This is a genomic window from Cellulophaga omnivescoria (assembly GCF_001999725.1).
Classification (GTDB): Bacteria; Bacteroidota; Bacteroidia; order Flavobacteriales; family Flavobacteriaceae; genus Cellulophaga; species Cellulophaga omnivescoria.
In genome coordinates this window covers 100,375-116,581 of sequence record NZ_MDDP01000048.1, presented here as the reverse complement: position 1 = coordinate 116,581, position 16,207 = coordinate 100,375, and the positions used below count along the sequence as shown (strand labels likewise).

The window sequence follows — 16,207 nt, the reverse complement described above, 5'->3', positions numbered from 1 at the left end:
TACTTCACAATATTAACAAAAAAATAGACCACTTATTAGCAATTAAACAATATAAAGTGCTGTTTTTATGATGTTTAAATAAAAATATTGCTTTAACAATTAATTAACTTCGTTTAGTTCGGAACATACCGAACCAAGCGTATCTTTGCCACTTATTTTTATCGCAAAAAATATAAAAAACAAGAACTTTTAAAAAATAGCTAATGAAGAAGAACATGTGTAGTAAAAAAGGTGCTCTTGTAGAAAAATTAGGAGTACATATAGAGACTAACAACGGATATTCTCCTATAGCCTCTAGGGTGCTTGCATATATAATTCTTACAGGAAAAATAGGAACCACTTTTGAAGACTTAGTACAATTGTTATGTGCCAGTAAAAGCACAATATCTACTCAATTAAATTACTTATCAGATATAAAGGAGATAGAATATTTTACAAAAACGGGAGACCGTAAAAAGTACTACGTTATTACTTCCAATAAAATAAAAAGTCACATTTCTAATATGATTCAGAAATGGGAAGTAGAGCGAGAATTACACGAGGAAGTTAGGGACTACAAAAAGGAAATTAATGATTTAGAAAACACCCAAGAAAATGAAAAATTTGATTTAACATTTCATAACAATTACATACAATTTTTAAACCAAGCAATTACGTCCATCTCAAAACTAAACGTGGACAACATTAACCTATAAAGACAAAATAAAGATGAAAAAGAGAACTATTAGTAGAATTATAATTCCAGTGGCAGCATTCCTTGTCATTGTTAGCTGTGGAAACAAGCAAGAACAACAAGCTCCACAGGCACCACCATCACCATTTCCGGTTGCACAATTACAACCTAAAACGGTAACAAGTTATGCAGAGTATCCTACTACCATAGAAGGTATAGTAAATAGTGACGTTAGAGCAAAAACCTCTGGATATATACAAAAAGTTTTAGTAGATGAAGGACAAAAAGTACGCAAGGGTCAGGTACTATTTAGACTAGAAACACAATCTTTAAGTCAAGATGCTGGTGCTGCTAAAGCACGTATTAATGTAGCTCAGGTAGAGGTTAACAAATTAATACCATTAGTAGAAAAAAATATTATTAGCCCTGTACAGTTAGAAACTGCAAAAGCTAATTTAGCACAAGCAAAAGCTAATTACAGCAGCGTAAGTGCCAATATTGGTTACGCTACAATTAAAAGCCCTGTAGACGGCTACGTTGGTGCTATAAATTTTAGAGAGGGCGCTTTAATTTCACCAAGTGACCCTACTCCACTTACTACAGTTAGTGATATTAGTAAAGTGTATGCTTTTTTTAGCCTAAATGAAACTCAGTATTTAGACTTTTTAGAAAAAGCAGAAGGAAAGACATTAAATGAAAAACTAGCCAATTATCCAGAGGTAAGTTTAATTTTAGCAAATGGCAGCAAGTACGCTGAAAAAGGTAAAATACAAACAAGTACAGGCCAAGTAAACCCTAGTACTGGTACTGTAAGTTTAAGAGCTGTATTTAATAACCCTAACCGCTTAATAACAAATGGTAATAGTGGTAAAATACAAATTCCTAATACCTATAAAGATGCTATTGTTGTACCACAACAGGCTACTTATGAGCAACAAGGCAATATTATGATTTTTAAAGTTGGTGAAGATAATAAAATAGCTACATCAATAATTAAAATTAAGTCTACAGTAGATAACTTATATGTTGTAGAGTCTGGTTTAGATGCTAAAGATAAAATTGTAACAACTGGTGTGGGTAAATTAAAAAATGGTATGGAAATAGTGCCTCAAGAAACTTCTTTTGATGATGCTTTAAAACCTATAGCTACATTATTTAAAAACTAAAAATTATAAACTTATTTAGTTATGTTAAAAACATTTATTGAAAGACCAGTTCTTTCAACAGTAATATCTATTATTATTGTTGTACTTGGTATAATAAGTATAACAAGCTTACCAATAGAAGAATATCCAGATATTGCGCCACCAACAATTAAGGTGTCGGCATCATATACAGGAGCAAATGCAGAAACCGTATTAGAGAGTGTAATTATCCCAATAGAGGAGCAAATTAACGGTGTAGAAGGTATGAGTTATATTACCTCTACCGCATCTAACAACGGTACGGCTGAAATAACAGTTTATTTTGATCAGGAAATAGACGCAGATATAGCAGCAGTTAACGTACAAAACCGTGTTGCCAGAGCCAACCCTTTATTACCACAAGAGGTAATACAAACTGGTGTTACTACGCAAAAGCAAGAGACTAGTGCTTTAATGTTTATATCTATGTATTCTGAAAATGAAGATTATGATGCAACATTTATTCAGAACTACTTAAAAATTAACGTTATACCAGCAATGCAACGTATTAGTGGTGTTGGTGATGTATCTGTATTTTCTCAGCAAGATTATGCTATGCGTATTTGGTTAAAGCCAGAAAAACTAGCTGCTTACAACTTAATGCCTTCAGATATCTCTGCAGCTTTAGCAGAGCAAAATTTAGAGGCTGCTGCTGGTTCTTTAGGAGAAAATAACGGTGAGGCATTTACATATGCATTAACTTATAGTGGGCGTTTTAAAGAACAAAAGCAATATGGCGATATTGTTATAAAAGCATTAGGCAACGGCGAGTTTTTACGTTTAAATGATGTTGCTACAATAGAGTTAGATGCACAATCTTACTCATCTAACGCAATGAGTTTAGGAAACCCTGCAGTATTTATGGGTATTTTTCAAACCAAAGGCTCTAATGCTCAAGAAATTATAGAAAATATTAAAACTACTTTAACCTCTGTAGAAAAAGACCTACCAGAAGGTTTAAATATATTTGTTCCTTATGACACAAGTTTATTCTTAAACGCATCTATAGAAAAAGTAATTAGTACACTTGTAGAAGCATTTTTACTGGTTTTCTTAGTTGTATTTATCTTTTTGCAAGATTTTAGATCTACTTTAATTCCTGCAATTGCAGTTCCTGTATCTATTATTGGTACATTCTTTTTCTTAAACGTTTTTGGTTATTCTATAAACCTACTAACTCTATTTGCATTAGTACTGGCCATTGGTATTGTGGTAGATGATGCCATTGTTGTTGTAGAGGCTGTACATGCCAAAATGGATGATGGTGTTAAAAACCCAAAGAAAGCCACACTTATAGCAATGAACGAGATTTCTGGAGCAATTATTTCTATTACTCTAGTTATGGCTGCCGTATTTATTCCGGTAACATTTATTACTGGCCCTACAGGTGTATTTTATGAGCAATTTGGAGTTACCTTAATTATTGCCATTTTAATTTCTGCGGTAAATGCATTAACGTTGAGTCCGGCTTTATGTGCTTTATTATTAAAAGAGCATAAACATGATGAAGAGTTAAAAGGCAAAAGTCCTTTAAAACGTTTTTACACTTTGTTTAACCGTGGCTTTAATGCTACTATAGACAGGTATGGTAAGTCTCTTCAGTTCTTATATAAAAGAAAATTTGTATCTGTATTACTATTAATAATTGCGGGTGTTGGTATTTACTGGGCTGCACAAACAACACCAACAGGTTTTGTACCAGATGAAGACAGAGGTATTATTTTTGCTAATATAGAGTTACCAGCAGGTTCTTCATTAGACAGAACAAACACTGTAGCAAAAGATTTATATGCTAAAATAAAAGATATAGATGGTATTGCCGCTGTTAACTTTATTAAAGGTAGAAGTTTAATTAGTGGTGCTGGTACCAACTATGGTTTTGGTATTATTAAATTAAAAGATTGGTCTGAGCGTGAAGACCCTTCTACATCTGTACAAGCCATAACAGGCAAGTTGTTTGGTGTAGTTTCTACAATGCCAGAAGCAAACATTATTTTCTTTTCTCCACCAAGTATACGTGGTTTTGGTAACTCTGCAGGTTTTGAAGTTAACTTGTTAGATAAATTTGGAGGTGAGTTTACAGACTTAGACAAAACTAATAAAGAATTTGCTATGGCTTTAATGTCTCATCCAGAAATTAAATACGCACAATCTTCATTTAATACAAGTTACCCACAATATGAAATGGACATAAATGTACCTTTAGCTAAAGAAAAAGGAGTGTCTGTTAGCAGTATCTTCTCTACCCTGCAAGGATATATTGGAGGTGTGTATGCTTCAGATTTTTCTAGATTTGGTAAGCAATTTAGAGTGTACATACAAGCTTTGCCAGATGACCGAGCTAGTGTAGATGACCTTAACAGTATGTATGTTAGAACAAATACTGGTGAGATGACACCTATTACACAATTTATAAACTTAGAGCGTGTATATGGGCCACAATCTGTAACTCGTTTTAACTTATTTAACTCTACCAATATAACAGGTGCTACTAACGATGGTTTTAGTACAGGTGATGCCATTAGAGTTATAGAGGAAGAAGCGGCCAAATTACCAAGTAACTACACAGTTGCTTATTCTGGTTTAACACGTGAAGAGGTTAGCGCCGGTAACCAAACCACATTTATATTTATATTAAGTATTTTGTTTGTTTACTTTTTATTAAGTGCACAGTACGAAAGTTACTTACTACCATTTGCCGTAGTATTATCATTACCATTTGGTGTATTTGGGGCTTATATAAGTACTAAGTTTTTAGGCTTAGAAAATAACATTTATTTTCAAATTGCATTAATAATGCTTATTGGTCTACTTGCTAAAAATGCCATATTAATTGTAGAGTTTGCACTACAGCGTAGAAGAGCCGGAGAATCTATTGTAGATGCCGCCATAGATGGTGCTAAATCTCGTTTAAGACCAATATTAATGACATCTTTTGCCTTTATTTTAGGTCTAATGCCATTGGCTTTAGCTAAAGGTGTTGGTGCAGAAGGTAACAACTCTATTGGTACGGGTGCTGCAGGTGGTATGTTAATTGGTACCATATTAGGGGTATTTGTTATTCCTATACTGTTTATTTTATTTCAATGGTTACAAGAAAAAATATCTAGTAAACCAGCAATTCAAACTACAGAAGAATAAAAATTATGAAATCTACAATAAAATATAAATTTATTAGCAAAACAGCGCTTATAGTAGTTGTTGCTTTTACACTACAAAGCTGTTTTGTTGCTAAGGATTATGATAGGCCAGAGTTACCACAAACCGAGGCTCTATACAGAACAGACAATTTGCCTACAGATAGTATATCTATGGCAAATGTGTCTTGGAAAAATTTATTTACAGACAATTATTTAGAGCAATATATACAAGAAGGATTGCAAAACAATTTAGATATTAGAATTGCAATACAACAATTGGCTGCTGCAGAGGCTTATGCTAAACAGGGTAAAGCTGGTTATTTTCCAACATTAAGCATTGGACCTAATTACACGCACCAAGAGTTATCTAAAAACAGTCAGTTTGGTTCTTTTTTAAGTAATACTTCTACAGACCAGTATGACATTACTGCAAACTTATCATGGGAAGCAGATATTTGGGGAAAAATAAGAAGTAATAAAAGGGCTACACAAGCTGCATACATGCAAAGTGTTGCTGGTCATCAAGCAGTAAAAACACAGCTTATATCTAGTATTGCTAATACGTATTACAACCTGTTGGCTTTAGATGCACAATTGGCTATTACCAAAAAAACTATTGAGACCAGAGAAAGTAGTGTAGAAACAATTAAAGCTTTAAAAGATGCAGGTAATGTAACGCAAGTTGCAGTAGACCAAAACATAGCACAATATAACAGTGCTAAAGTTTTAAAGGTAGATCTTGAAGCTGCTATCTTTAGAACAGAAAATACGTTAAGCATTTTATTAGGTAAAGCTCCGCAAAACTTTAAAAGAAATAGTTTAGACATACAAAAAATAGAAACCGACTTGGCAATTGGTGTACCTGCTACATTACTTAGCAACAGACCAGATGTTATGGCGGCAGAATATGGTTTAATTAATTCTTTTGAGCTTACAAATGTTGCAAGGAGTAACTTTTACCCTTCATTAACATTAACAGCATCTGGCGGATACCAAAGTTTAGAGTTAGATAAATTGTTAGACGCTAACTCACTTTTTGCAAATATTGTTGGTGGTTTAACGCAGCCTATCTTTAATCAGCGAAGGCTAAAAACACAAAAAGAAGTTGCTTTAGCACAACAAGAGCAGTCCTTATTACAATTTAAAAAGACACTTTTAACTGCTGGTTCTGAGGTATCTAATGCTTTGTATACTTACAATGCAGAAACGGAGAAATATGAATACAGATTAAAGCAAGTTGAAGCTTTACGTAGAGCAGAGCAAAACTCTGAAGAGTTACTTAAAAATGGGTACGCAAATTACTTGGATTTATTAACTGCAAGAGAAAGTGCTTTAAATGCAGAACTTAGTATTATTGACAGCAAATTACAGCAACTAACAAGTATTGTAAATTTATATGAAGCACTTGGTGGCGGTTGGAAATAATATAAGTAGTAATGATCACTAAAAAGGACCTTTTAGAATGTGCTAAATCCAACTTTACAAAATTTGGAAGTAAACGTATTACTTTAGATGAGTTAGCAAAAACGCTTGGGATATCTAAAAAAACAATTTATGTACATTTTAAAAACAAAGAAACTTTAGTGAACAAAAGTGTTGCGTCTTTAATAAACGATTATAAATTGGATATTAATGATATTGTTAAAAACAATACTAATGACGATATACTTACTATTATATTAATATACAAACGAGGGTTTGAGTATTTAAGATACTTTAAACCCTCGTTTATTTTTGGTTTAAAAAAATACTATCCTAAAGCATATACAACTTTTAATGATTTTAGAAAAGAACTTGCCTTTAGCACTGTTCTAAATCTTTTAAAAAATGCTAAAGAAAAAGGATTAATTTTACCCAATGTAAACCTAAAATTGGTAATAGAATTATATTTTTACAAGGTAGAGTCTATTGCGTTTACTGAAGATAATCTTTTTACCCTTTACGATACTGATATTATTTTAAAACATTTAATTGTATATAATTTAAAGGGTATTACCACAAAAAACTACGCTAACCCTTATTACAATTAACATTAACGCTTCTTTTTTAAAATATTAGCATCTAAAAAATAGGTCATTTTTAGAGATACTGTTGTACTGCTTTTCTCCTCTAAAACACGAGTTAAATTTGTACCGTAATTAGAGTTTACATTTGTATCATAAAAGTTAGAACCTAATTTACAAGCTAAACTAACTTCACTTGCTGGTGCAAACTGCCATTTAGATATAAAATCTATATTAAACTGGTTAAAATTATCATCAAAATCATCTGGGTTAATAGCATAGTTATTTGTCTTAAAATCACCATTGTTTTTTAGTGTAAATTGGTTATTATAATCTACAGTTATCCAATAATGACGCAAGCGCATATTTACATTTAATTTAGAGTTTACCGCATAATTTAAAGTAACAGCATTACTTAACTCGTTTACTTTTCTGCTACCAAAAATTATATCATTATTTTGTTTTGTTATAAAGCCTACTCCGTTTGGTTTGTCTTCTAAAGCCTGACTAAAATATACCGAGAAATGTTGGCCAACTCTTGCGTTAAGTCCATAACCTGCAATAAACTCTCTACTATAAATATCAGAATTAAAATATTTTACTAGAACCAAATAACCAGCTATAGAAACAGCTTTATTATCATTAGTTTGGTACTCTAAAAATGTCTCAGCTTGCGCTGGCAAATTAAAATGCATGTCTTTTGTGCGAGCCTCAAAAAAGTTTTTACTTTTTTCTATATATCTAAACTCTGCAAAAAATGTATGGTTGCTTTTTTTAAACACGCCATAGGTACCTAATTTATAATACGTTTGCTCCTGCTTCATTAAACTGTAATAGTACCTCTGCTGGTGATCTAGAAAAATTTGGTATCTAGAGAACATTTTTTTTGGATTATTGTTGGTGTATTTTAAGTCTGCTCTAAATCTTAACTCATTATTTCTAGACAAATATCCAAAATCATTAGAGTCAAACTTATCATCTAATAACTTTACAGATACACCACCTGTCCATTTACCACTAACTTTTGCTGCGTAGCCAAAATATTCGTGACCAAATTGATCTTCTACGCCCCTTAAATATTTTTGTGACAGCGCCTTTTTAAAGTACATAGAGTAGGTTCTATTTTTATTGTAATACCTGTATAAAAGAGCCGTTAAATTAGCATCATAAGCAGTGCCACTGCGCAATACAGAGTTATTTATAAAAGTTAAAGATGAGTTATTTTTTAAGGCTTTATCTAAAACAATTGCATTATAATTTGTTAGCGGATTAGTTTCTAATTTTCTTGTAGTATTGGTATTTGTGTTTCTAATTTTCGCTTCACTTTTAGCTGTTATACCATTTAAAACACTAATAGACATGCCATTTTTAGACTTACCTGTAAATTTTATTAAGTTAATAATGTTAGAGGTAGCAGGGTTGTCTTCAACCTCTTCATCATCAAATAAATTAATGTTATTTTTAGCTATTGGCTCACCTCCTATTCTACGTGTATATAAATAACCTCCTTTGTCAAAAATCTCTGTGCCTTCTACAAAAAACTGTCTATTTTCATTAAACTTTACTTCAAAAGGAGATAAATTAAAAATTTGATCATCAGAGGGAGCCTGACTAAAATCTGGAATTAATGAAACATCTAAAGTATACGCGTTTTTATGCACATATTTCACATCTAAACCACCATTAAAAGTTGTGTTTTTAATTCCTGTAGGACTCTTTTCTGTAACTACAGATACAAAGGGGTTAAATGATAAATTTAGTGGCGGTGCTATATTACTCAATCCAGTTAATTTTCCAAGCTGATTTAAATATCCATCTACGTCTAACCGTATGGGATTCCAATAAGCATTTTCATTTAAAGCATTTGTTATGCGTTGAAAATTGATTTTAAAATTACTTAAATCTCCCTTAGGAAAACGTATGCTGTTAAATGGTACTTTCATCTCTACAACCCATTTATCATCATATAATTTTACTTTGCTTTGCCAAACTACATTGTAATTAGAGTAAGAGTCATTAGCGCTTAATTTCTGGTCTGACTGCACTCCAGCAGCGGTCACAGAAAAATCATAACCTTCCCTTGCTTCTCCAAAAGGATCTATTTGTATGCCAAAAACATCTGCGTTACCCACATCATCCCTGGCTGTTAATTGGTTACTAATTTCCTTTTTATCATCAACATATAAAACACCTAAAACATACAAGTAACTATCATCAAATAAAATAGCTATATCTGTTTTTTGTTTAGATGGTTTACCTGCTTCTGGCAAAGTTTGTATAAAATTACCTGTTATTAAATGCTGTTGCCAAATTGCTTCTTTTGCCTCTCCATCAATCTTTATAGTTTCTTTAGTTTTATGTATGGTTATACTTTTTTGAGCTGCTACCTTTTGTAATAATAACCCAAACACGCTTATAGTTAATAACAAGCATTTACTTTTTTTTGCATAAAATATCATAATTAGTTGTTTTTTGTTGATGCAACAAATGTGGGGTTGTTCTATTAATAAATTGGTTAACCCAAGGTTAAAGGGTAGTTAATGGCAAGACTTCAAAAAAGCTGAAGAAATTAACATAAATGCAAAAGACCCTAAAACACTATAAATACAGCCTGTATTAACGTTAACGAAGGGTTAACGGCTGGTGTTTGTGCTACTTAATGTAGCTTTATTGGTATTTTTGACTAGCAGAAAATAACCAATGAAAAACAAAACAACCATATTAATTAGTACCGCTATACTGGTTTTAATAGCATTATCATCTATACAGGCATACTTAATAAATAACACCTATCAACTAAAAAAGAAAGCATTTATTAATGAAACAACAGATGTTATTTCTGTAATAGATGACAACCCTAAACTAGATTCTATTTACAATGTATGGGGAGAAAATTTAAAAAATTATATAGCAGATTATAAAAACAATCGCTTAACTAAAGCACAAATTGTAAGTAGATCTAATGAAAAAAGCGACAGCTTAAATATTCAGTTTAAAAAAATATTTGACAAAGAATTAAAAAAAGTAAACTTAGGTTATGATGTAGATTTTAAAATAAATTTAACTAGTGTAGTTATTTTAGATGATACTAAAAATGACACTATTTTTTCTGCTGGTAAAAATGAATGTAGACTATTTGGCAAAGATTTTAAAGATGAAGACTCTAAAACCATTAACAACGCTAAGTGGTTTTCTGAGCAAGAATTTGTAGAAAAAGTAGATGGAGAAATTAAGTTTAACACCTTTGACCTAGAAGTTAAAACGGAAAATAAAATTGTAATTAAAGACTGGAAAAGCATTGTATACAAAAGAATGGCATTTCTGTTTTTTGCATCTGTACTTATATTTTTAATAGTTATTGCTCTATTGTATTACTCCATTAAAAATTTAATAAATCAGAAAAAAATAACAGCCATTAAAACCGATTTTATAAATAACATAACGCACGAATTAAAAACACCATTGGCTACATTAAGTATAGCATCTAAAAGTCTTAAAAAAACAGAAATTAAAAACAACCAAGATATATTTAATGGCACACTTAATATTGTAGACAGGCAAAATGAACGTCTGCAAAAACTAATAGACCAAGTAATGACCAATAGTCTTAGTTCTAAAGAAATTGTTTTAAACAAAGAACAAGTTGTAGACAATGAATATTTTAAAAACTTAATTGAAGATTTTAAATTATCTGTACAACAGCAAGATGTTACCATTACAAATAAAGTTTGCAATACAGAGGTTTTAATACGTATAGATAAGTTTCATTTTACCACAGCATTACTAAACATATTAGAAAATGCAGTAAAATATGGTAAAGAAACTATACATATTACTATAGAAACCAAACATATTAATGGGGAGTATATTATTGTAATTAAGGACAACGGTATTGGTATACCTGATAAAAATATTTCCTTAATTTTTGATAAATTCTATAGAGTAACAGAGGGCAATTTACATAATGTAAAAGGGTTAGGATTAGGATTATATTATACAAAGCAAATAATAAATGCACACAACGGTACTATTGCTATAGAAAGCCAATTGCATAAAGGAACAACATTTACTATTAAAACACCTATAAACTAATGCAAAAAACAACTGTTTTATTAGCCGAGGACGATTTTGATTTTGGAAGTATTTTAAAACAATACTTAGAAATTCACAATTTTATGGTTACCTGGGCAAAAGATGGAAAAGAAGCTTTAGATATTTTTATGTTAGAGGCTACCAATAACAACCCTTTTAGCATTTGTGTTTTTGATGTAATGATGCCAAAAATGGATGGCTTTACCTTAGCCGAAAAAATAATAAACAATAGCCCAGAAACTCCTTTTGTTTTTTTAACTGCAAAAAAAATGAAGGAAGATAAAATTAAAGGATTAAAGCTAGGAGCAGATGACTATATAGTAAAACCCTTTGAAGCAGATATTTTAGTATTACGATTAAAAAATATATTAAAAAGAACACAAAAAATCATTCATCAATCAAAAAACAACAGCAGTTACAACATAGGCGCCTATGTTTTTAACCCTGTTAACTACCAACTACTTTTTAATAACAAAATACAACGCCTAACGGAAAAAGAAGCTCAGTTAGTTGCCTATTTTTTTGAGAACAAAAACCAAATGGTAAAAAGAGATCAATTACTTAATGCGGTTTGGGGTACAGACGATTTTTTCTCTGGTAGAAGTATGGATGTTTTTATTAGTAGACTCCGTAAATATTTTAAAGAAGACAACAACATTTCTATAGAGAGTGCGCGTGGTGTTGGCTTAACCTTTAAAATTAAGGAGTAAAATGTAACAACAAAAACTTCTGTTTAAAGCAGAAATTAAAAACAAAATCTATGAAAACAAAAGCAATATTAACCGTACACATTATTTTATTTTTGCTAGGAAACACAGTACTGGCACAAACAATACCAACTCCTCCAAAACCACCAACTACGCATACCACTAGCTCTAGTTCTACAATATACTCTAGTACTAGTAGTGACAACCGTGGTGGCAGCATTTCTATAGCTATTAGCAATACAAATGACAATTATAAGTTTAAAGCAAAATTTCCTGCAGAAAGATATGCAGAAATAGTATCTGTCTTAAAAAATGAATTAGAATCTAAAAAAATGACCAAATCTGGTAGTACTTATTCTTGGGTTTCTAATACTGATGGTAACCAAGTTTACAATGTTAATTTGAACTCTAAAAAGCTATCAATGTTTTTGGATAAAAGTATTGCTTCTGATGCACTAATTAATAAGTTTGAAGCCTTAGGAAAAACATTAAAGACTGTTATTTCTGGTAATGATGAAACAAAAAGAGAAGCAGAAGAATTACAGCGTGAAGCAGATAGATTGTTAAGAGATGCAGAAAGAATGAAACGTGAAGCTGCCAGAATACAAAGAGAAGCAGAACGCATAGAGCAAGCTAACTTACAAAGCTATAAAGAAGATGCTTTGCGTATTGCTGAAGAAGCCAAACGTTTAGCAGAAAAGGCTGCAATAATTAGCGTAGAAGCAAGTCATAAAGGAGCTATTAATGCTCCTTTAAAAATGTTATTGCGTAGTAACAAAACTTACTTAAATAATACCCTAAAAAAGACAATTAATTATACTTGGCCAAGTGCGCAAAATGAGCTTATTACAGCTCTTTTAAAAAATAATTTAATACAAACTAAAAATGATATAGTTTTTAATACAGACCCAACTGGTGTTTACATAAATGGCACAAAACTTACCAACACACAAATTAAGCAATACAAGAATATTTTAAAAAAATACAACATTACACCAGACAATACTTTTTCGTTCTACAAAACAAACAATAATATTGTTATTATTAATGATAACGCAAAACTTACTAGTTTTTTAAAAAACCTAAAAGAAAAAGGATATATACACTCTTTAAAGGACAAATTACTTTTAGAAATTAACGGTAGTAGTATTTTAAAAAACGGAAAAACTATTTCTGAGAAAGACTTAGCTGTGCTTAATAATTTACTTTTAAAAAATAATATTATTCCTGCACCAGGAAAAATTATAGAGATAACTTCATCTAATGCATATAAACTAGGATATACACTAAACAACAACTCCCATTTAGGAACTTGGGTTATGCCTTAATTAAAGCAAAAACCAACCTAAGGATTTATAATTAATCCTTAAGCTGGTTTTAAACTTTATAGTATTGTAAACTAAACTATTTCTGCGCTTAAACCTGCTTGTAATAGTTTGCTACACCTTGGTTCTAAATCTTTATATGAACCGGTTTTAACGGTACATTTACCTTTGTAATGCACCAAAAAAGCACATTGTTCTGCTTGTAATGGCGTATGGTCGCAAGCATCTACCAGTGTGTCTATAACATGATCAAAAGTATTTACATCATCATTAAACAACACTATTTCGTTATTGTTTGCAACCTCTTCTTCTACTAATAGTTCTTCTAAATATTTTTCCTGATTACTCATAATCTTCTAACATTTATACTAACTAAAATACATATTTTACGGCAACCCAATTATTTTTTTCCAGATTTTTTTCAAACTTTAATCCAACTTCATTACATTTTTCTGTAATTACCGGGATATCTTCTTTATAAAATCCGCTTAAAAATAAAATACCATCTTTAGTTAAACACTTGGCATACTCTGGTATATCTGCTAATAAAATATTTCTATTAATATTAGCTATGATAATATTATATTTTTGGTCTTTAAGTAAGCTAACATCGCCCTCAAAAACATTTATTTGACTACAATTGTTACGTTCTTTATTTTCTAAAGCATTTAAGTAACACCAGTTATCTATGTCTATAGCATCTACAGAGCTAGCATTTTTCATTGCTGATAAAATTGCCAAAACACCTGTTCCGCTGCCCATGTCTAAAACAGATTTTCCTGTAAAATCATGTTCTAAAATATGTTGCAACATCATATGTGTAGTTTCATGATGTCCAGTACCAAAACTCATTTTTGGTTCTATAACAATATCAAACTTAGTATTTGGCTTTTCATGAAAAGGTGCACGTACAGTACAAACGTCATCTACTACAATTTTTTCAAAGTTTTTTTCCCACTCTGCATTCCAGTTTTGTTGTTCTATTTCTTTAAAGTTAAAGCTAATATCAAAATTTTCATTAGATAATATTTGCACATTTTTTACCTTCTCTTCTGTCCAAAGATCTTTTAAAATATATGCTTGTACTCCTTCTTCATTTTCAACAAAACTATCAAACCCAACTTCGCCCAATTGCGCAATTAATATGTCTGATGCTGGTTGCAATGGTGCAACTGTAAAATTGTATTCTATATAGACTAAATCTGCCATTATGTACGTATTTGTAAACTTTTTTAGAAGTGCAAAGGTACTTTATATTGCGTCTATAATAGCAATAAAATCGTCTGCTTTTAGTGCTGCTCCACCAATTAAGCCACCATCTACATCTGCTTTAGAAAAAATTTCTTTAGCATTTGCTGGTTTTACACTACCGCCGTATAAAATAGAAACAGCTTCTGCAATTTCTGTAGTGTACTCCTCTGCTATTGTTTTTCTAATAAAAGCATGCATTTCTTGTGCTTGTTCTGGAGATGCAGTTTCTCCTGTACCTATTGCCCATACAGGCTCGTAAGCCAAAACAATATTAGACCAAGCCTCTGGCTTTAAATTAAAAAGTGCATTTTTTAATTGAGATGCAACAATGTTAAAATGATTATCAGATTTACGATCTTCTAATTCTTCTCCAAAACAGAAAACAACACGCAAATTCTTTTCTAAAGCAGTAATTACTTTTTTAGCTAAAATTTCATCTGTTTCAGCAAAATAAGCTCTACGCTCAGAATGACCAATAATTACAGTATTAATACCAATATCTAACAACATATCTGCAGAAATTTCTCCGGTATAAGCACCGTTTTTTGCAAAGTGCATATTTTGCGCAATTACTTGAATTGCTGATGACTTTACATCTTGTACAGCCGCTGCTAAATTTACAAACGTTGGCGCTACCATAACTTCTGCTTCTGTATCTGGTAATTTACCAGCTAACTCTGCTAATAAAGCATTTGTTTCTGTTAAGGTTTTATTCATTTTCCAGTTACCTGCAACTATTTTTGCTCTCATTTTTTATGTGTTTTATGAGTTTACTATCAATTTTAAGTATCAAATATAGTATATAATATTTGTATCACTTAATGATTTTGCATTAGTAACAAATAACTGCCTAATCCTTAAAAAAAAGGACATAAGCTGATAAAAATTTAATGTTTTTTGTTTTTTATTGGAATCCAAATTTCTTCTACAGAATCTGGATTTGCTGCGCCCAAATATCTATCATCTAAAAACTCAAAATGTGGTCTTTGGTCTAGCTGGTAACCTGTCCTTGGTAACCACTCTGTAAATATGTACTGAAAAGCTGTAGAAAAATCTTTAGCCATACCTTGGTATAAAAAAACTGCATATAAACCACCTTTAAGCTCTAAAACTTGCATACCATTAGGTACTTGTTCTGCATTAGTAACAGCTATTGCTGCCCACTTATTAAATGTAGCTGCTGGGTTAAAATTTACAAAAGAGTACTCTTTGCCATAATCTTGAACAGAGTAATATTCTCCTTTAATATGGTTTATAACTTCATCTTTTCTAGTCATAAAAGATTTCCAATGAGCAACATTATCCATAGTAAGTACCGAAACCTCCTTTTTAATACCTATTAAAATTTTAGGTTCTAATTCTTTTATATCTGGCGTATCACTTACTAAATTTCCCATTGTTATGCTTCAATAATTTTTATAGTACTATTGTGCTTTAAAATTTCTTTAATAAAGCTATCGTTTGTCTTTGGACTTATATAAACCTCATCAAACTTATTATATTTTATAATTAGTCCTTTGCTTGCTGTTGCTGGTTTTAAACCAACCCATAGGGTTTTACCTTTTATAATTTGGTGTATGTTTTTAATAGGAATATCACCTTTAAAGGGTCCGCTTTTATAACTAAAAGTAGTAGAACTAAGCTTGTAGCATGTACCATAAAAAACCCATAATAAAAAGCATAATACCAAAACGTTAATTACTGTAGTAACTATGTGACTTGTAGTTTTAACTTCATCAAAAATACTAAAGAAAAGAACTGAGCATAATACTAGTATTACAACTATTATAACCCCATTGAACAAATTATCCTTTCTACTTTTAAAAATCATT

Annotated in this window: 14 protein-coding genes; 8 read left to right on the top strand and 6 right to left on the bottom strand. The window is 31.1% G+C overall.

What is annotated here, in order from left to right; translation table 11 throughout:
• The first annotated feature begins 203 nt into the window (after positions 1–203).
• Genes BFJ87_RS14790 through BFJ87_RS14770 form a run of 5 tightly spaced genes read left to right on the top strand, consistent with a single transcriptional unit; the run spans position 204 to position 7,027 of the window.
• Complete coding sequence (locus BFJ87_RS14790; RefSeq protein ID WP_077406328.1) at positions 204–695, top strand: GbsR/MarR family transcriptional regulator; 492 nt, start codon at positions 204–206, stop codon at positions 693–695.
• A 13-nt stretch (positions 696–708) separates the two neighbouring features.
• Positions 709–1,839 (top strand): efflux RND transporter periplasmic adaptor subunit, encoded by a 1,131-nt coding sequence (locus BFJ87_RS14785; RefSeq protein WP_077406325.1) that lies wholly within the window; start codon positions 709–711, stop codon positions 1,837–1,839.
• A gap of 21 nt (positions 1,840–1,860) precedes the next feature.
• On the top strand, positions 1,861–4,998 hold the full coding sequence (locus BFJ87_RS14780) for an efflux RND transporter permease subunit (RefSeq protein ID WP_077406322.1): 3,138 nt from the start codon (positions 1,861–1,863) through the stop codon (positions 4,996–4,998).
• Between the two features lie 5 nt (positions 4,999–5,003).
• Positions 5,004–6,422 (top strand): efflux transporter outer membrane subunit, encoded by a 1,419-nt coding sequence (locus BFJ87_RS14775; protein WP_077406319.1) that lies wholly within the window; start codon positions 5,004–5,006, stop codon positions 6,420–6,422.
• A gap of 11 nt (positions 6,423–6,433) precedes the next feature.
• Complete coding sequence (locus tag BFJ87_RS14770) at positions 6,434–7,027, top strand: TetR/AcrR family transcriptional regulator (RefSeq protein ID WP_077406316.1); 594 nt, start codon at positions 6,434–6,436, stop codon at positions 7,025–7,027.
• Positions 7,028–7,029: 2 nt separating this feature from the next.
• Here BFJ87_RS14770 and BFJ87_RS14765 read toward each other — a convergent pair whose 3' ends face one another.
• Positions 7,030–9,459, bottom strand: a complete 2,430-nt coding sequence (locus tag BFJ87_RS14765; protein ID WP_077406313.1) for a DUF5916 domain-containing protein — start codon at positions 9,457–9,459, stop codon at positions 7,030–7,032.
• 241 nt (positions 9,460–9,700) lie between these two features.
• Between BFJ87_RS14765 and BFJ87_RS14760 the strand changes: the two genes are divergently transcribed.
• The 3 genes from BFJ87_RS14760 to BFJ87_RS14750 are packed head-to-tail and all read left to right on the top strand — an operon-like array spanning position 9,701 to position 13,127.
• Positions 9,701–11,092 carry a sensor histidine kinase gene (locus tag BFJ87_RS14760; RefSeq protein WP_077406310.1) on the top strand — a complete coding sequence of 464 codons (1,392 nt, stop codon included), beginning with the start codon at positions 9,701–9,703 and terminating at the stop codon, positions 11,090–11,092.
• Complete coding sequence (locus BFJ87_RS14755) at positions 11,092–11,802, top strand: response regulator transcription factor (protein WP_077406307.1); 711 nt, start codon at positions 11,092–11,094, stop codon at positions 11,800–11,802. Before BFJ87_RS14760 ends, BFJ87_RS14755 begins: the two co-directional genes overlap by 1 nt.
• 50 nt (positions 11,803–11,852) lie before the next feature.
• Positions 11,853–13,127: a hypothetical protein gene (locus BFJ87_RS14750; protein WP_077406304.1), complete on the top strand. Its 1,275-nt coding sequence runs from the start codon at positions 11,853–11,855 to the stop codon at positions 13,125–13,127.
• 71 nt (positions 13,128–13,198) lie between these two features.
• Here the strand turns inward: BFJ87_RS14750 and BFJ87_RS14745 are convergent, their stop codons facing one another.
• The 5 genes from BFJ87_RS14745 to BFJ87_RS14725 all read right to left on the bottom strand — a co-directional run bounded on the left by BFJ87_RS14745 (position 13,199) and on the right by BFJ87_RS14725 (position 16,206).
• The gene (locus BFJ87_RS14745) at positions 13,199–13,474 is read right to left on the bottom strand and encodes an ATP-dependent Clp protease adaptor ClpS (RefSeq protein WP_077406301.1); all 276 of its coding nucleotides are present in this window, start codon (positions 13,472–13,474) and stop codon (positions 13,199–13,201) included.
• 22 nt (positions 13,475–13,496) lie between these two features.
• Positions 13,497–14,333, bottom strand: coding sequence for a 50S ribosomal protein L11 methyltransferase (gene prmA / locus BFJ87_RS14740; protein ID WP_077406298.1), 837 nt, complete (start codon positions 14,331–14,333; stop codon positions 13,497–13,499).
• A 42-nt stretch (positions 14,334–14,375) separates the two neighbouring features.
• Positions 14,376–15,125, bottom strand: a complete 750-nt coding sequence (tpiA, locus tag BFJ87_RS14735; RefSeq protein ID WP_077406295.1) for a triose-phosphate isomerase — start codon at positions 15,123–15,125, stop codon at positions 14,376–14,378.
• Between the two features lie 137 nt (positions 15,126–15,262).
• The gene (locus tag BFJ87_RS14730; protein WP_077406292.1) at positions 15,263–15,772 is read right to left on the bottom strand and encodes a GyrI-like domain-containing protein; all 510 of its coding nucleotides are present in this window, start codon (positions 15,770–15,772) and stop codon (positions 15,263–15,265) included.
• Between the two features lie 2 nt (positions 15,773–15,774).
• Positions 15,775–16,206, bottom strand: coding sequence for a PH domain-containing protein (locus tag BFJ87_RS14725; RefSeq protein WP_077406289.1), 432 nt, complete (start codon positions 16,204–16,206; stop codon positions 15,775–15,777).
• Position 16,207: the final 1 nt, after the last annotated feature.